Origin of the sequence: Fibrobacter sp. UWCM (assembly GCF_900129735.1) — a bacterium.
In the GTDB taxonomy this organism is placed as follows: domain Bacteria; phylum Fibrobacterota; class Fibrobacteria; order Fibrobacterales; family Fibrobacteraceae; genus Fibrobacter.
In genome coordinates, this window is record NZ_FQWR01000004.1 from 161,892 (window position 1) to 180,143 (window position 18,252).

At 54.8% G+C, this 18,252-nt stretch carries 9 protein-coding genes and 1 pseudogene; 6 read left to right on the plus strand and 4 right to left on the minus strand.

Annotated elements, in window-relative coordinates:
* The first annotated feature begins 10 nt into the window (after window positions 1–10).
* Window positions 11–4,093 (plus strand): C25 family cysteine peptidase, encoded by a 4,083-nt coding sequence (locus BUB22_RS04370; RefSeq protein ID WP_073114084.1) that lies wholly within the window; start codon window positions 11–13, stop codon window positions 4,091–4,093.
* 3 nt (window positions 4,094–4,096) lie between these two features.
* A complete protein-coding gene (locus BUB22_RS04375) occupies window positions 4,097–4,954 on the plus strand; it encodes a hypothetical protein (RefSeq protein WP_073114111.1) in 858 nt (285 codons plus the stop codon).
* Between the two features lie 138 nt (window positions 4,955–5,092).
* On the opposite strand, the gene BUB22_RS04380 is transcribed toward BUB22_RS04375, so the two are convergent.
* The 4 genes and pseudogenes from BUB22_RS04380 to sufB all read right to left on the minus strand — a co-directional run.
* Window positions 5,093–5,974, minus strand: coding sequence for a YicC/YloC family endoribonuclease (locus BUB22_RS04380; RefSeq protein ID WP_073114085.1), 882 nt, complete (start codon window positions 5,972–5,974; stop codon window positions 5,093–5,095).
* Window positions 5,975–5,976: 2 nt separating this feature from the next.
* Entirely contained in the window at window positions 5,977–7,773 is a 1,797-nt protein-coding gene (locus BUB22_RS04385; RefSeq protein WP_254794632.1) for a homoserine O-acetyltransferase MetX, read from the minus strand.
* Between the two features lie 50 nt (window positions 7,774–7,823).
* Window positions 7,824–9,260 carry an aldehyde dehydrogenase family protein gene (locus tag BUB22_RS04390; protein ID WP_073114086.1) on the minus strand — a complete coding sequence of 479 codons (1,437 nt, stop codon included), beginning with the start codon at window positions 9,258–9,260 and terminating at the stop codon, window positions 7,824–7,826.
* A gap of 171 nt (window positions 9,261–9,431) precedes the next feature.
* A pseudogene (gene sufB / locus BUB22_RS04395) lies at window positions 9,432–10,862 on the minus strand (Fe-S cluster assembly protein SufB); the annotation flags it as partial.
* A 121-nt stretch (window positions 10,863–10,983) separates the two neighbouring features.
* Here sufB and BUB22_RS04400 point away from each other — a divergent pair.
* The 4 genes from BUB22_RS04400 (at window position 10,984) to BUB22_RS04415 (ending at window position 18,211) form a co-directional block, all read left to right on the plus strand.
* On the plus strand, window positions 10,984–12,024 hold the full coding sequence (locus BUB22_RS04400) for a histidine phosphatase family protein (RefSeq protein ID WP_072811154.1): 1,041 nt from the start codon (window positions 10,984–10,986) through the stop codon (window positions 12,022–12,024).
* Window positions 12,021–13,430, plus strand: a complete 1,410-nt coding sequence (locus BUB22_RS04405; protein ID WP_073114088.1) for a sodium-dependent transporter — start codon at window positions 12,021–12,023, stop codon at window positions 13,428–13,430. Before BUB22_RS04400 ends, BUB22_RS04405 begins: the two co-directional genes overlap by 4 nt.
* A gap of 151 nt (window positions 13,431–13,581) precedes the next feature.
* Window positions 13,582–15,099 carry a hypothetical protein gene (locus BUB22_RS04410; RefSeq protein ID WP_139258711.1) on the plus strand — a complete coding sequence of 506 codons (1,518 nt, stop codon included), beginning with the start codon at window positions 13,582–13,584 and terminating at the stop codon, window positions 15,097–15,099.
* A gap of 13 nt (window positions 15,100–15,112) precedes the next feature.
* A complete protein-coding gene (locus tag BUB22_RS04415; RefSeq protein WP_073114090.1) occupies window positions 15,113–18,211 on the plus strand; it encodes an FISUMP domain-containing protein in 3,099 nt (1,032 codons plus the stop codon).
* Window positions 18,212–18,252 lie beyond the last annotated feature (41 nt).

Below are 18,252 nucleotides of genomic sequence, written 5' to 3' on the forward strand. Positions count from 1 at the left end.
TTTTTAGAAAGTGAAGTTTAAGTCGTCCATAATAGCGGTTTTGCTCCTGGCTGTAGCCTCTTTCGCCATGAACGTGGTGGAGGATTCCCGCTCGCGTTTTGTTGCCGACGACGAGGTGCTCGATGCCTCGGTTTACGGGTGTATCGACGAACTGGGCGAGGCAGTTCCGGGAAGCCGTTTTGTCCCGGAAAATGCGACGCTTGGCGATTCAAGTGATGTGCCTTACCGCACGTACCGCGTGGCTATCCCCGCGGGTGCAAGGCCCCGGGTGTCCGTTTCCGTCAAGAAGACCATCCCGTTGGGGGCATCTTACTGCGAGGGAGCAACCCTCAAGTTTTCGCCGGTAAGGGCATCTGCCCCGTTCTTGAAGGACGGCCTCTGGATGGTGGACGTGCGCGTGCCCCTGTACGAGCGCTTCGGCAATTCGGTAAGGCTGCGCAAGGATTTCCGCCTGGAGGTGGATTTCTCCATGGTTGGTTCGGGCGTAAATCCCGGAAAGCGCGCCCTCTCGCGGGTCGTAAACACGAATGGTGCCGCTCGCTTTGGCGTTCCGCAAAATGCACTGCGCAAGTCGCTCCGGCGTACTGCATCGGTCGGTCCTTCCGACGTGCATTTCCTTGCGCGCTTCCTTGTGGGCGACAAGGATGTGGCAACCCACAGCGAAGACGGCCTCTATGCGGTGGATTACAGGACAATCCACAACGCCCTCCCGTACACGATGCAGGATAGCCTGAACGGCATTCCTGTCGAAAAGCTCAGGCTGTATGGTGCATCTGCCGATACCCTGCCTGCAGTGGTTCCCGGTTCTCGCGATGTCGCTCCCGCGCATCTCTTTGAAATTCCCATAGAAATCCGTGACCACTCCAAGCGCGGTTCGGGGCCTGCCAACGGAACGTTCGATGATGGCGATACAATCGTGTTTGTCGGTTATGGCACGTCGATATGGAAACTTGAAGATAGCGTCTACTACCATTCCGTTTCGCCGTATTCGTTCTACCAGTATTTCCAGCTGGGGTGGAATGGCTCGGGCGATGCGCTGCGCCTCTCGAAGACTCTCCCCGCGTACAAGGGCTCTGCGAAGGACGTTCCGTTAATGCGCTACGTGCGTGCTGAAAAGGATGTGCGGCTTCGCGACACGTATTACGGAAAGGGAATCGAGTGGGAAGAATCTACGGGTAAGGAATGGTTCTGGCACTGGAACTGCCGCCTCGATACTGCAGTCAAGTCCGATATCGGGATGGCGCATCTTTCTAGCCTTCCGGGCCGCATCGAAGGCGGCAAGACTCTTTTGCAGGTATCGTATTTCCCGCATCGCTCCATCTGGGATTCGTTCGTGGAGCGCGAAAAGGACCAGATTCCGAACGTGATGCTTTCGACATCGAGCATGCTGGAACGCATGAACGAAATCCGCTACAATTTCTCCGTCAACGGGAAAACCTATTCCGATGCGGATATGAAGCTTGTCGCCTACGGGACCATGCAGGTGGCGGGTGTCCCGCTAGAGGATTCTGGCAACAGGTTCCAGCTGACGATGCTCCCGAACTCGAGGCAGTACGACCGCTTTGACGGCTATACGATTGCTTACCAGTGGAACCCGGTGGTCGACAGTGCGGAATGGTACCTGCCGGGCCGCGTATCTGGCCTGATTCGCCTCCCGGTTCCAAGTGGAGTGAGCCTGCTCAAGTTCCGCAACATGCAACCTGTGGGCGTGCTTGCGAGCGAGGGCGGCTATGCGGTCGATAGCGTGAGTGCGTCCGAAGACGTGAGGTACCTTGCCTACAGGAACGGCACGTACAGGACCGCTGTTCGCGTGGAGGGCCAGACCGAAGAATCGAATGACCTTCTTTTCGATGTCGCGAAAATCAACTCGAAGACGGAATACCTCATAATTTCTGCACCTGAGTTTATCGAAGGCGCTGTTGCCTTGGGCCGATTCCGTTCGGAAGGGAAGGCTATAGCCTCGTATGCGACGACTGTAGTGAATGCCGAGGATATTTACCGCCACTATACGGGCGGTTCCGCATCGCCGGTTGCCCTAAGGAACTACATCTCCTACGCGCATTCCGTGTGCCCCGATCTCCGGTACGTGCTGCTTGTCGGTACGGGCCATTTCGACTATCGCGGAATCAAGGAAAAGCTGGGCAAGAACTACATGCCGCCTTTCGAGATGGAAGATAACGTCACAGAGGATTTCTTTGCTGTGCTCGATTCGGGCGAGATGGTGCGTACCGGTTTCTACGACCTGGACTTGGCTGTCGGGCGACTCCCGATAAGCACTCCCGTTGAATTTTCCGCCTATCTCGAGAAGGCGAAGGACTACGATATGGTGGGCCGGTTCGACCATTCCGAATGGCGCAATACATTGCTGCTGACGGCGGACGACGCGAAGAACGGTACGGGGGTCGACAGAACCGGGCACACCACGTTGCAGGAAGGGCTTTCCCGTTCCATCGATTCGCTCGCGAAAAAACTTAACTACCACTGGAGCCAAAAGAAGGTTTACCTGCTTGACTACAAGGAAGATGCCGCGGGCCAGAAGAAGGCCGCCACCGAAGATTTGCTGAACGTGCTGAACCAGGGCGCCCTGATGACGACGTATTTCGGGCACGGTTCCAAGACGGACTGGGCGGCAGAAGGCCTGCTCAAGCCCAGCTACCTCTCCAGAATTTCGAATACGGGCCGCTACACGATTCTCAATTCGTTCTCCTGCATCGTGGGTCGTTTCGACGAGGGTATCAAGCGCTCGCTTTCCGAGGAATTCGTTGTTGCGAAATCGGCGGGCTCCATTGCCTCGGTGGGCGCTGCTCGTGAGACGTTTGCGACAAACAATGAAAAGTTCGGTAAGAACTTCGTGTTCAACCTGCTCCGTAACGACGGCATTACGATAGGCGAGGCCTTTATGCGGGCTAAAAATACGAATGCGGAACAGTTGACCTCGCTGAACAATGCAAGCCTGTACAGACAACGTTATAATAACGAGCACTACGTGCTTATTGGCGAGCCCGTGATAAAAATACTGAGCAACGGGTTCAAGGTAACGCTCGACCAGAAAATCGATACGCTCAAGGCGCTTGACAAGGTAAAACTTTCCGGTTCCGTTTCGGGAATGAATAATGGTGTGATAGAACTTTCCATGCGCGAAAGCCGCCGGAACAAGAACCTGTTCCTGGGTGACCCCGAGCATCCGGAGGATTCTCTCGAAGTGGTGTACGATGGCACGCTGGTGTATTCCGAGAAGGTGCCGGTAACGGGAGGCCGCTACGAGACGGAATTCATAACCCCGCGCAAGATTTCGTTTGGCGATACGGCGGTGGAACTCACTGCATGGGCGTATTCCAGCGACGAACGCGCTATCGGGCGTTACAGGGCGGGCAGCATTACCATCTCTGGTTTCTCTGCGTATGCGGATTCCATACAGGATACCGTCCCTCCGACAATTTCTATCCAGAACTGCTTTGCGAAGGGTTCGGAAAACTCGTATGCCGACGGGCAGACGGTGCGCCTGCAGTCTCCCGCATGCCTGCAGGTGATTATCGAAGATTCTACGGCGCTTGATTTCCGCGAATATGCAGATGAGGGTATATCGCTCGAGGTCGAGGGAATCGAATATCCCTACCATCCGTACCCGTATCTGGAGCAGTCCTCGAAGCGGGCGGTAGTTCACAAGTCGTTCACTGCGGAATCGTACCCGGAGGGGAAATACACCTTCAGGGTCCGTGCCCTCGACGTGCTGGGCAATACTGCCGTGAAGACGCTGAACCTGGAAATTACAGAAGATCTCAAGTCCGGCCTTGCCGACGTGTTCAACGTTCCGAATCCGGTAGGCAAGAAGGGAACCACGTTCTACTTCAAGAATCTTGCGGTGGGGCGTGAATCTACGGTAAATATCTTTATCTACAATCAGCATGGCCGTTTGGTGAAGGTCATCAAGGATGCCGTTTCGGGCGTGACGCACTGGGACGGTCGCGATAATCACGGAAGGCTTCTCGCCAACGGGCTTTATCATTATGTTGTGCGTAACGAGGTCTCGGCGACTGCAGATTTGAAGTCCAAGACGTGGACCAAGAAACAGAAACTATTAATATCGAGGTAATTGATGGATTTGCGTGAAAAACCGGGCAAGGTACAGAACTTTTTGGAACTGATGCTCCGCATCCGCCTTATTGCGGTAGTGGTCATGGTCATTGTGACGGTAACTGTACTTGCAAAGTCGTGGGATTTTCTTGTCGGACTCCCGATAGCCGCTTCCGAGGGGCTTGGCATGTGGCTTGCCGGTATTGATAATGTCCAAGGTTTTTGGACGTCTTCGCAGTACCTTGCAGTTGCAGCACTTGCGGGCTTAGTTATGTTTATCGTTTTTGGCGGGGCCCGTGCCGGTATCGCTTCGGTTGTTTCTGCCGCACTCCTGGGCGGTGCGCTCATGGTGATGGGCGGTAGCGAGGATCTTGCCCTCCCGATGTATGGAATTCTCGCCCTTTTTTCGCTCCTGTTGCTCCTGTTTGCAAAGTTGTCCGTAGCCTGCGTGCTATTCCCGTTTGCGCTGGCGTGGCTTTTCCTGTGCGCGATACTGACCGCCATCCCGTGGCCAGCGGAAGAGCCCATGAACCTGGTATGGGGCGTGCAGTCGGCATTCGGTTTTGCAAGTGCGATGGCGTTTGCCGTTGTAGCGGGTAAGCATCTCGGGGCGGGCGCTCCGCAGAACGGTGCCATCGTGAAGGCTGCAAAGCAGTTGTTTGTGCCCGTGATTGTGGGGGCATTGCTTCTCGAGGCGGCGATAACCATCGATATGCTCGGGAAGGCGAACGTCATTTACGGCATTCTCAGGTACCTGCTGTTTGTCGTGTGGTTCTTCGTGTTCCTCGTTCCGGTGTCATCCTTTGCACCGTGGGAACGTCTGCGTGCGGGTAGCCGCCGCGTCGAGATGAAGGACAAGAAGAAGACTTCCAAAAAATAAAGCGCGCTAACGAAGCGCGCCTGCGTAATGTCATGCCCGCATAACGTCATGCCCGCTATACGAAACTTGGCAATTTATTGCCTTAGTTGAGTTATCCACTCTGTGGACGAAAAGGCGGGCATCTTCTATGACCGAGCCTTATGCGATGTTTAAGCTCTGCTCCCTAATGCACTCGATTTCGTTCTTGAGTTCGATGGCAAGCGCCGCAATCTCTGCGCTCTGGCACTTTGTCCCGAGGGTATTTGCCTCGCGGCCCATTTCCTGAAGGATAAACCCGAGGTTCTTGCCCTGTGCGCCGCCTTTTTTGAGGGCATCCAGGAACAGCTTGTTGTGGCTGTGGAACCGCGTGATTTCTTCATGGATGTCGAGCTTGTCTGCCATGATGCAGGCTTCCTGCAGCAGGCGCACGTCGTCGATTTCGCTATCCTTCATCAGGCTGTCGATGCGTTCCTTGAACTTGACCTTCCATGTGTCGATGCGCTGCGGGTCCAGCACCTCGATTTTCGCGAGCACGTCTTCCAGGTGGGCGACGCGCTTCGTGAGGTCGGCCGCGAGATTCGCGCCTTCCTTTTCGCGCATGGCGATAACGCCGTCCAGCGCCTTGTCGAGTTCCGCTTTCAGGTGCTTTTCCCAGGCCTCGTTGTCGGCGCCGGCATCGGTAAACTGCAAAACTTCGGGAATCGCGAGGATGTGCTCGAGCTTGATTTCGCCCGCGATGCCGTGCTTTGCCTGCAGGGCCTTGGTGATTTCCACGAACTTGCTTACCGCCGTTTCGTTGTAGCATACGGGAATGTTCCCGACGGCGCCCTCGCCGAGCGTGATGGAGAGGTTCACCGAGCCGCGGGCCAGCTTGTCCTTGATTTGGGCCTTGAGGTCGTTTTCGAGGTAGGCGAAGTTTTTAGGAATCTTGCTTGAAATTTCGAGGAAACGGCTGTTCACGCTGCGCACTTCGATAACGCAGGTGGTTCCGTTCAATGTGGATTCGCTCTTTCCGAATCCGGTCATGGAAATAATCGACATGTCTAAACCTTCGAAATAGTGGCAATCACGTGTTCTGCGCCAAAGTTCTTGAGTCCGAATGCGGAAAGGACCTTACTCAGCGTATGGTCGCTCTGGAAGTTGATGTTCTCTATCTTGAACCCTTCCTTCTTGCAGAGCGTGTAGAAGTCCTTTACCGTCAAAAGGCGGATGTTCGGCGTGTCGTACCATTCGTACGGCAGTTCCTTGGACTTGGGCATGCGACCGTGGAGCATGAGGCTTCCGCGGGTGGTCCAGTGCCCGAAATTCGGGAACGTGACGATGGCCTTTTTTGCGACGCGCAACAGTTCGTTTAGGAGTGCCACGGGGTCGCGGATTTCCTGGATGGTGCGGTTAATAATCGCGTAGTCGAAGCTCCCGTCCTTCAGGTCCGAGATTCCCTTGTCGTCGAGGTCGCGCTGGATGACCTGCACGTCCTTCTCGAGGCAGTCGAGGATTCCCGTGATGTTCTTCTCGATGCCGAATCCCGTGACGTTCTTCTTCTGGATGAGGAAGTCGAGCAGGTCGCCACTGCCGCAACCGAGGTCGAGCACGTGGCTGTCTTCCTTCACGAGCTTGCCGAGCAGCTTGAAGTCGCTCTCTTCGTGGAAAACGGGAACGGCTTGCGTGCCTTGCTGTGGGATAATCTTTGAATCGAGGAAGCGGCCTACGGCCTTGCCGAGTTCGCCCACTTCGATAAGGAACCCGTCGTGCCCGAACTGCGTGTCGAGTTCGAGGCTTGTCACCTTCTTGCCCACGTTCAGGAGTGCGCTCGTGATGCGGCGGCTCTCGTGCGGCGGGAACAGCCAGTCGGTGGAGAGGTTCACGTTCAGCACTTCGGCCTTGATGTCCTTGAAGGCGTTCTCGATGCTGCCGTATTCGGTTTCGAGGTCAAAAGCGTCGGTCGCGTGCGCGATGTGCAGGTAGCTGTTCGCGTCAAAGCGGTCTACGAACTTTTTGCCCTGGTAGCGCAGGTAGCTTTCGATAGGCAGGTTCAGGTCGAACGGCGTGGAGTACGTGACGGCGTGGTTCCTGTTCTCCTGTTCCTGCGAACGCTTGAATTTCTGCTCCATGCCGATGGCGCTGAGGTAGGTGATGTGCGCGAGCTTGCGGGCATTCGCGAGGCCCACGTCGGGTTTTGCGACACCTTCACCGTAGAAATCGCCGTTGTTGTAGTTCGGGTCCTGCGTAATCACGTCGCGGGCCACGACTTCGAATCCGAGCGCCTGGCTCGAGAAGCGCGGCGAACTCGCGATAATCACGATGCGTTTGACCTGCTCGGGGTAGTAGATGGCCCACTTCATCGCCTGGAAGCCGCCCATCGAGCCGCCCATGACGCAGTAGAATTCCTTGATGCCGATCCCGTCGGCGAGTTCCTTCTGCGCATGTACCATGTCGCCGATGGTAATGGTGGGGAATGTGCTGCCGTAGGGCTTGCCCGTGCGCGGGTTCACGCTTGCGGGGCCCGTAGTGCCCTTGCACCCGCCCAAAATGTTGCTGCAGACCACGAAGAAGCGGTCCGTGTCGATGGCCTTGCCGGGGCCGATGAGTTCGTCCCACCAGCCGGGCTTCTTGTCGTTTTCGGTGTACCAGCCGGCGGCGTGTGCGTCGGCGGTCAAGGGCGAGCAGACCCAAACCGCGTTGTCGGCGGCGGCGTTCAGCTTGCCGTATGTCTCGTAACGGATGTTGAGCGCGGGGAGCGTCTTTCCGTTTTCCAGCACAAAACCGGCCTCGCCATAGTCCTTGACGAAGTCCTTCGGCTCTACGGGGCCGATGCTGGATTTATGCAAATATTCACTCATATGCATAAATATAGTAAAAGCGGCTTTTATTTTTGGATAGTTTTTGGGGCTTACCCCAGTATTTTCTTTGCAATCCGTTGGATTTTTGCGCGGAAGCCCTTGTCGCCTTCTTTGTGGTAGGGCGGGTAGAGGAACTGCATGGGGTCGAAAACGCCCTGGTGCATCACGTTCCTTTCGTGGCTGAACGTCTTGAACCCGTAAAACCCGTGGTAATTGCCGGTGCCGCTCATGCCTACGCCCCCGAAGGGTAGCGAGAGGTTTTCTATTTGCAGAATGCAGTGGTTCACGCAGGTGGAACCCGAGGTGGTTTCGCGCAGCACGCGGTCGATCGTCTTCTCGTTGCGCCCGAAGATGTAAAGTGCAAGCGGTTTCGGGCGGCTCTGGACAAACGCAATAGCTTCTTCGAGCGAATCGTAGGCGACAATCGGGAGGATGGGCCCGAAAATTTCGCTCTGCATGATGTCCATTTCGGGCGTGACGCCGGTAAGTACGGTTGCAGGCGTGTACCTGCCCGCGATATCGCAATAATCCGCCCCGCCGGTAACGGCCTTAGCGCCACGTTCAACAGCGTCCTTCATTAATGCCTTGTGGCGTTCAACGGCCCTGCTCTCGACGATGTGCACGAAGTTCTCGCAATTGCGGCGGATTTCTTCCGTGTCGCCGTACATTTTCTTTATGTTGTCTGCAATCGCGTCGGCAAGCGGTTGCACGAGTCTGTGCGGGCAAAGCACGTAGTCCGGCGCAATGCAGGTCTGGCCTGCGTTCAGGCACTTGCCCCAGGCGATTTTCCGGGCGGCATCCGCGACATTCACGTCTTCGAGGATAAAGGTGGGAGATTTTCCCCCGAGTTCCAGCGTGATGCTTGCATGGACCTTCGCGGCACATTCCGCGACGTGCGCGCCGACTTTCGGGCTCCCGGTGAAGAACACGTGGTCGAAGGGGAGGGCGAGCAACTTGTCGCCGATTTCCGTTCCGGCTCCCTGCACGACGGCGACTTCGTCCTTCTCGAATACGTCTGCGATAATCGATTCGAGAACGGCGCTTACGCGGGGCGTCTTGTGACTCGGTTTCGCGATGACGACGTTACCTGCGGCAATGGCTGCGGTGATGGGCGAGAGGAACAGCAAAAAGGGGTAGTTCCACGGCGCCATGACGAGCACTTGGCCCTTCGGCTCGAAATGGCTTGCGCTCCGGTTGAGCGGGAACAGCCAGCTCCAGCGTCCGGGCTTGTCTTCCATCCAGTCGGGGAGGCGTGCAATCGCGTCGTCGATTTCTTCGAGGGCAGGGAACACTTCGGTCAGCCAGGCTTCGGTCTTCGGCTTGTGGAAGTCCGCCCACACGGCGTCGTAGAATTCCTGCTGGCGCTCTACAATCGCCTTGCGGAGAGCCTTCAATTTCGCGATGCGTTCCTTCGCGGTCGTGTTGGCGACTTGCCAGCGCTTTTTGCCCTGCGCCTTGAAAAGGCTGTTCAATTCTTCGACGATCATACTTGAAAGATACAATAATGGTGCGGTTTTTGTCTTTTGTCATACCGCAGCCTTGCGAAGCAAGGCAAGTGTATCTACTCTCTTTTCCCTACCTTCGTCATACCGCAGCACCGAAGGTGCAAGAGTATCCATGGACACGCTTGCTGGGCAACGCCCAGCTTCGGTGTGACGTCACCCGACGCTATGTTCTAGTTTCAGCGTCAGCAACTGCCTTGCCTCGGTCGCGAATTCGCCGGGGAGTTCCTTGAACACGTCCTTGCAGAATCCGCCCACCATCGCCTGTATGGCGTCTTCGCGCTTGATGCCGCGGCTCTCGAAATAGAACAGCTGGTCTTCGCTGATGCGGCTGGTGGTGGCCTCGTGTTCCGTGGTGGAGCTGGCGTTAGCAACCGTGATGTAGGGGAACGTGTGAGCCGCACTCTTTGTGCCCACGAGCATGCTGTCGCACTGGGTGTAGTTCCGGGCGCCAGTGGCGGACTTGCGGATGCTCACTTCGCCGCGGTAGGCATTGCTGGAGTAGTCGGCGCTGATGCCCTTCGAAATGATAGTGCTCTTGGTGTTCTTGCCGATGTGGATCATCTTGGTGCCGGTATCGGCCTGCATGTGCCCGTTGGTGAGGGCCACGCTGTAGAATTCTCCGACGGAGTTGTCGCCCAGCAGCACGCAGCTCGGGTACTTCCACGTGATGGCGGAACCTGTTTCCACCTGCGTCCAGCTGATGCGGCTGTTCTTGCCGGCGCACTTTCCGCGCTTCGTGACGAAGTTGTACACGCCGCCGGCTCCCGTCTCGCGGTCGCCCGCGTACCAGTTCTGTACGGTCGAATATTTAATGCTTGCGTTGTCCTTCGCCACGAGTTCCACGATGGCGCTGTGCAACTGCTTGCTTGAATATTCTGGCGCGGTGCAACCTTCGAGGTAGCTCACGCTCGCGCCTTCGTCGGCGATAATCAGGGTGCGTTCGAACTGGCCCGCTTCCTTGTTGTTGATGCGGAAGTAGGTGGAAAGGTCCATCGGGCACTTGACTCCAGGCGGGATGTACACGAAGCTCCCGTCGCCAAAGACTGCGCTGTTCAAAGCCGCAAAATAGTTGTCGCCCGCGGGTACCACGCTTCCCAGGTATTCCTCGATGAGTTCGGGGTATTCCTTGATGGCGTCGCTGATACTGCAGAACAAAATGCCCATTTCCATGAGCTTGCGTTTGTGGCTGGTGTAAATGCTCACTGAGTCAAAGACCGCGTCCACGGCCACGTTGGCTAGACGCTTTTGCTCATCGAGCGGAATGCCGAGCTTTTCGAAGGTGGCTAGCAACTCCGGGTCAACGTCCTCAATCTTTTCGTGGCTCTTCTTGGTCTTCGGGGCGGAGTAGTAGACAATGTCTTGCAGGTCTACGGGGGCAAAATTCAGTTCGCCCCAGTTCGGCTGCTCCATGGTCTTGAGCTTCTCGTAGGCCTTCAGGCGGAAATCGAGCATGAACTGCGGTTCGCCGCGGAGCTTGGAGGCTCTCCGGATGATATCTTCGTTCAGGCCCTTCTCGAAGGCCTCGTTCTCGATATCTGTGACAAAACCGTACTTGTAGTTTTCGCTCATTTTCGTTTCCGCACTGTTTTCGCACGCTTATCGCGCGATATTTGCGGCGCTAAATATAGAAAAAACGGCTTTCGCCTGGCGCCATTGCCCAAATTTCTATTATATTTTGAAAAAAACGATTTCACGGGAAATTATTATGAAAACTCCGTTCCTGAAAGTTCTCTTCGGTTGTGCAGTGGCCACGATGTTCCTTACCGCCTGTGGCGATGATGGCTCTGACGGGCTTCCCAGTGCACCGCAGTCCTCTGCGGAGGGTCCGGTCACCACGTCTTCGGACAGTTCCGTGCCGTCCAGCTCGGGCGATGCTCCCGTATCGCAGGCGACCGACCCGCAGTCCTCATCCGCAGTCGTTGCTCCTGAAAGTAGCGCCGAAGTGGATGTGCCTCCCCAGGGCGGCGGCTATACTCCCGGTACCCTCGAAGAAGAAATTGCGAAGGATGCCCCGTTTGTCGAGGCTAGTGCGGCCAATGGCACTCTCTTGCCCCTTGCCGAAGTTCTTGCCGCAGTCCAGCCTACGGAACGCGTCGTCTTTGTGCTGCGCCATGCCCGCCGAGGCAGTTCCACGGGGCGTGAAACTCCGCTCCACATGACCGGCGTGAACCAGTGCCAGACTCTCGGCGCGATGATTGCGGCTGTCAATGCGACAGACCCCATATTCTACGCCCATTCTGACTTTGTGCGCACCGAATCGACCGCCAAGAATATCTTTGCGGGCCGTGGCGGCGATACAACGCAGTTCGTGAGCACCGTCGTGCAGAAACTTGCGGGTGGCGGCTACGTGAAGAACGATTCTCTCCTGGACCTGCATGCTGCCGAAGATTTCGAGACCAACCAGCTCAAGGTGTTTGCCAGCTGGATGTACAAGGGCGAATACACGGATACGTTCAACGACCTTACGGAAACGAGCGTTGCGCTCCTGACCCAGTACATTCTGCCCGCTTTCCCGCCGGAATACCGCATCGGTATCATGATATCGCACGATATGGTTGTGGCTCCGCTTACGGCCTACCTCACGAAGCAGGCGGTTGACTTCAAGGCGTACGAAGACCTCAAGAAGTGGCTTGGCTACGTGCAGGGTGTCGCCATTATCATTGCCGCGGACGGTAGCCGCAGGTATATTCCGGTGAACGGCCTCTACGGCCAGTATGCAGACCTTGACGGTGTGAACAAGAAATGAGTGAAAATCGCGAAGGATTCGGCTCGCGACTGGGCTTTATCCTAGTTGCAGCGGGCTGTGCCATTGGTCTCGGTAACGTCTGGAGGTTCCCTTTTATTACGGGCCAGTACGGCGGTGCCGCGTTTATATTAATTTATCTGCTGTTCCTGCTGATTTTCGGTTTTCCCATCCTGGTGATGGAATTTACCGTGGGTCGCGCAGCCCAGCGGGGGGTAGGCAGGGCTTTCAATGTGCTTGAAAAGCCTGGCCACAAGTGGCACTATGCGGGTATCCCGATGATTGTGGGGAACTACCTCCTTATGATGTTCTATACCACGGTCACCGGGTGGATGCTCTACTACTTCTATCGCATGGTCACCATGGGCGACCTCATGGAAATGAATCCCGAACAGGTGGGCGCCGCGTTTGGAGAGATGCTCGGCAACGGGCCGCTTCTCTGCTTCTGGATGATTGTCGCTACGTTCCTCGGGCTTTCTATCGTGGCGCTCGGCGTGAAGCGTGGCGTGGAAGGCGTCACCAAGATAATGATGGTCGCCCTCCTGTTTATAATGCTATTGCTCGTGGTGCGCGTGCTTACGCTCCCGGGTGCGGGCGAGGGTCTGGAATTCTACCTCAAGCCCGATTTCGCGAAACTGAAGGAGGCTGGAATAGGGAAGGTGGTCTTCGCCGCTCTCGGCCAGTCGTTCTTTACGCTCAGTATCGGCATCGGTTCCATGACCATTTTCGGAAGCTACATCGGCAAGACCCACAGCCTCCCGAAAGAGGCGGCGAACATCTGCCTGCTCGATACTGTGGTAGCGCTCCTTGCGGGCCTCATCATCATCCCGAGTTGCTTCGCCTTCGGGGTGAAACCCGGTGCGGGCCCCGGCCTCATTTTCGCTACGCTCCCGAACGTGTTCGCGCAGATGCCTGCGGGCCGTATATGCGGTGCGGCATTCTTCCTGTTCCTCTCGTTTGCGGCGCTCTCTACGCTCGTTGCCGTGTTCGAGAACATTATTGCCTACTGGATAGATGCCCACGGGGTGGAACGCTCGAAGGCGGTGCGCTGGAACTTCTTCGCGATTGTGCTTCTCTCTTTCCCCTGCGCGCTCGGGTTCAACGTGCTTTCTGGCTTCGAGCCTTTCGGTGCGGGCAGCTGCGTGCTCGACCTGGAAGACTTCCTCGTGTCCAACACGCTCTTGCCGCTGGGTGCACTCGTGTTCGTGCTTTTCTGCAACCACAGGTTCGGCTGGAAGCAGAAGAACTTCCTCACCGAGGCGAATTTCGGCAAGGGCTTCAACATTCCCACGAATCCCGTGCTCTGCTTCTATTTCAAGTGGATTTTGCCCGCGGTAATCGTATTTATCCTCATCATGGGGTACGTCGAGAAGTTCGCGCCGGGACTTTACGCCAGAATTTTTGGCTAAAAATCGCCTGACAGGTAAATAATTCCTTTTTTTTTCCGCCTTTTTTACAACCAAATTAGGCGGATAGTTAACATTTGTATTCCATATAAATATATATTCATGTTACAAAAAGTTTATAACGGAGCGCCAAACCATGTTTTATAAATGGAAAATGCTTCTGGGCTTGTTTGCGGTATCATTCGCGTTTGCCCAGGATCCCGTCTTGCAACAACCTGCCACTGCGGCCCCGGCTGCACAACCCGCTGCAGCGCCTGCACCTGCTCCGACGCAGTTTACAGAGGCTCCTGCTCCGGCGCCTTCTTCCGAAGCGACCGCTTCCGATGGCAAGGGAACAACGGTTTCCGTGTTCGTGAAAAGTCCCGAAGAAATCCAGAAGTTGAAGGACGACATCAAGAACTTGCAGACCATGGCGGGCGACTCCAACCCGGAAGTGGCGGCCCTCCTGAAGCGCGCGAACCGCATCGCAGAGATGAATGACCGGTGCTCTTCTGTTTCGCTGAACGACTTGCTCGATACGACTTGTGCCAGGTTCTACGAGATAGAACTTCCCACGTTCGAAAATGACTACATGGAGTTGACCGGTGAGGTAAGGCTTGGTTCCATGCGAATGGCTTCTACCTTCGAGGAACGTATCCGTCAGTTGGCGAGCTGTTCCGAGGCGCTTACGAGCATTGTCAAGAGTCGCGACCAGCTACTGCGCCTGCGTGGCAACGTGTACCTGGAGCCGATTAATTTTGAGGGCGACTTCGATGCCGAGTACGATTTCTCGCTTATGTACGATTCTGCCCGCGTGAGCCAGCAGCAGAGGCTTGCAAACCTGTGGATTGAGAAGTGTGGCCCTATCGTGTTGCGCCAGTCGGGCAAGGAATTCGCACCGATGTTTATCGCCACGTTGAAGGTGAAGAACGATTCCCTGAGGAATGCGGGCTCGAACGTGAAGTTCATGATGAACAAGAAGACGATGTCTCTGCGTGTGGATATGCGCCGCCCGGTAAACGGTGTCTACTACCTGAACGGTATTCGCCTGTTCGAGAAGACCATCGATGCCGACAAGAAGTATTCGAACTTGTTCTTTGATATCAAGAACAAGAAGGCGGAACTCATACAGCCGAAGGATGCCGTGCTCGAGAAGTTCGAGGGCAAGCAGGTGTTCAAGAAACTAAAGAAGATGGAGATGGTGGGCCGCTGGGCTTGGGATAGTGAGGTCTTACCGGACGAGGCGGTTCAGGCAAATTCGCAGGATGAATCCGAGCAGATGACTGCCGCCGACTCGGCTGCATACAAGGAAGGCCTGGCTGAATTGGAACGTGCAATGGCCGAAGACGAGGCTGCAAGGGAAGCCGAGGCGAAGGCTGCTGTCGAGGCTAAGGCTGCCGAAGAGAAGGCCGCGTCAGATGCGATCAAGTCGGTCCAGGACGATGCTGAAGTTTCCGGTTCCCGCATCCACTGGATTCCGCTCGCGATTGCGGGTGCTGTGGCCGTGACGGGTGGTGTGCTTGCCGCCGTGTTCAACAGCAAGGCGAAGTCTGCTAGCGAAGAGACTCCGGTGAACCCCGATGAGTATAATGACCAGCACGACAGGATTCAGAAGAACCAGATGCTGCGTAATGTTGGACTGGGCATAGCCGTGCTGGGTGTTGTAGGCATAGGCGTAACATTCCTTTTCTAGGGAGGAAATAAGTATGTCACTGAAAAAAGTTTTCCATACTGCAATCCGAGTGTCATCCTGGAGCCACGCAGTGGCGATAGGATCTATAGCACTCATCCTCTCTGCCTGTACGGACTACGTTGACAAGTACGAAGGCGACTACAAGGACGACTATGGCGACAGGGAAACGTTTATCCAGAATCTGAATAGCGCGAACTTGGACCTGGCATCGGTATGCAGTTCCGGCGACTGGTTCTGGTGCGCATCCCAGGACGGTGCGTACACAACTAGTAATGACGGGAAAATCGAAACGTATTCCTCGGGCGATGTCAGGTTTACTTTCACGGGCACCGACGACAACGCATACAAGTATTCGACAAACGAACTGGACAATGACCTCTTGCCCTACTTGCGCCGCAACGGGGGCATCTCGGTCAGTGTCGAGGGTTCTGGCGAATGGGATGCCGGCCTGAGAATCAATACGGGGAATTACTTCGACTTGCTTCACGAGAAAAACGTTGTCGTGGCCTACGAAAACTCTTGCCCCGGTGTGAAGATTAACCTGGATGTGGTGACTGCAAAGGATTACATGGAAAGGGGTAGCCTGGTTAAGGAGGGAACTGTCCTTTACAGGTATAGCGGGGAACTCCCGACAGGCGGTTTCCAGGTCTTGACAGTCGACCCGGACCAGCTGACCAACGAGATTGGTGATTCCAAGTGGAGGACTGCAGAATTTTCAATCAGTGCGACTGAAAATAGGGATAGATACACCTCTGAAATAACCATCGAATTTACGGAGTCCTGCCCCGAATTCAAGGATGGCAAGGGCTTAAACCTTGTGGGCATAGGCCTTCAATCTACAACACGGTCCAACTCTGGCACGGTTAAGTCAAGCAGTTCCAGCGGTGAAGGTGACCCAGGGAACAATGGAGGCTCCACAGTAAAGTCTAGCAGCAGTTTGGCAAAGTCTAGCAGCAGTTCGGTTAAGTCCAGTAGCAGTTCGGCTAATACTTTTTGGACTGTAACTTGTAAGGGAACCCCTAATGCAGGTACTATCACATGGGAACCTCAGTTCTATTATGTGAGTGCCCTCGAACAGGCTACTGCTAAATATAGCTGGACTTTAAATGGAGCTCTTGATAGCGAAACGAATACAGCAATAAAACCTACCGTAACATATCTTGCTGATGGAGAATATTTTGCTCAGTTGTCTGTAACAGTCAATGGTCAAACAAAAACGACAAAGTGTTCTGCCTTGATAGAGTCTGGTGCGTCGGGATTCCTCTGGAAGGGGAGCGATAAGTTGGATCTTGTTCAGACTGACTTTGGAAGCGGCTCGAAGTGGTATTTCGGTACGGATCAGGAGGGCGGCGGTTCGACAACAATCCAATTCCCAGAAATCAACCCCTACGATGAGTGTGAGGGCAAGTGTGGCATGGTGTGGTTTGGCAATACTGAGTATCCGTATGCCACTGTTGGTTTTAACCTCGATGAAAATGGGACTACGTACGATGTTTCCGCTTGGAAGGGACTCTGCATTGCGTATTATAGCCCTGAAAAAATGTACTTGAAGCTCGACTTGCAAAATATTTCTGACTACGGTAGCGACCTGCCTGCGGCAGAACTACCATCGTTGTCTAGCATGGACGAATACCGTGTCGAAAATATAGAGTGGGCGTCCTTTAAGCAGGGTGGGTGGGGCAATGCATCTACAATTTCGGGCGAAGAGGCCGCCAGGATTCTCAAGGGTGTGGTTGTGACTTTTGCGGGTTCAACTGGTGGTTCGCAGTTCTTTAACATCTACCAGATAGGTAGCTACGGAAAGTGCGGAAACGTGCAGCCCAAGAATGTAGATATGTCGCAGTTTAGGCAAACTTCCGCATGGGATTACCTGAACCCCAACATAAGCTATGGCGAAATTTCGGACAGCCGCGATGGGCAAGTGTACAAGACCATTGATGTGGGTAATTACACCTGGTTCGCTCAGAACTTGAACCTCGAGTATAACGATGGTGAGGGGAATTCTTGCCCCGGAAGCGATCCTGATAGTTGCGCGAAATATGGACGTATGTACACGTGGGCTGCCGCTATGGATACGGCGGGTGTATATTCGACTCAGGCACTTGAATGTGGGGCTGGTAAGGTATGTTGGTTGATTGATCCGGTTCAGGGAGTTTGTCCGGAGGGGTGGCATCTGCCAAGCAATGCTGAATGGCGCCTGCTGGTAGAGGCGGCTGGTGGTGAATCTACTGCTGCTGTAGCGCTTAAGTCCACGAAGGGCTGGGTATGGAATAGTTCCAATACAAGTGGCACGGATGATTTGGGATTCTCGGCCATACCCAATGGCCCAGGTGAATATGGATATTTCTGGAGTGGTACAGAGAACAGCAATATTTCTGGTTACAGACTGCGTTTGATGGGGGATGCAACTCCAAGTACCCATTTGGGTGATGGTACAAAGTCTACAGCGATGAATGCAGTCCGTTGTGTCAAGGAAAAGAATCCAAAGCCTAGGTCTGGTTCATTTACCTATCAGGGGCAGACATACAACTATGTCAGGATTGGTACACAGACATGGATGGCTGAGAATTTGAATTACGATATAGGCAATAATATGTGTTATAAGAATGATCCCGCTAATTGTACTGCATATGGAAGAATGTATAAGTGGGCTACGGTGGTTGGCAAGACAGAAGCAGAATGCGGCTATGGAAATTCTTGCGATTTGCCATCTACAGGACATGTTCAGGGAATTTGCCCTGAAGGGTGGCATGTGCCACGGCGTGCCGAAGTAGAAACCCTTGTCGAAGCGGCTGGTGGTGATGACTTTGCTGGTAAGGCGCTCAAGGCTACTTCTACCTGGAGTTATTCCGAGAACAATGGTAAGGTCTATGGAAATGGAACCGATGCTACTGGATTTACGGGCTATTCTACTGGTACGTGTTCAGGATCGTCAAGCGAACCTTCTTGTAACTACGATGGAATGTACACGCACATGTGGACTATTACGGAAAACTATAGTGGGGAACAGGCGTATTACTTTGGATTGCTTTGGATGGGTAATGGTGTTACTCTTCTTAATGGGGACAAGAGGGACTACAAAAACCTCCGCTGCGTGCAGGACGAAGACTAGCACTTCTGCCACCTTGACATTATAAACGAATTCGAAGCCGA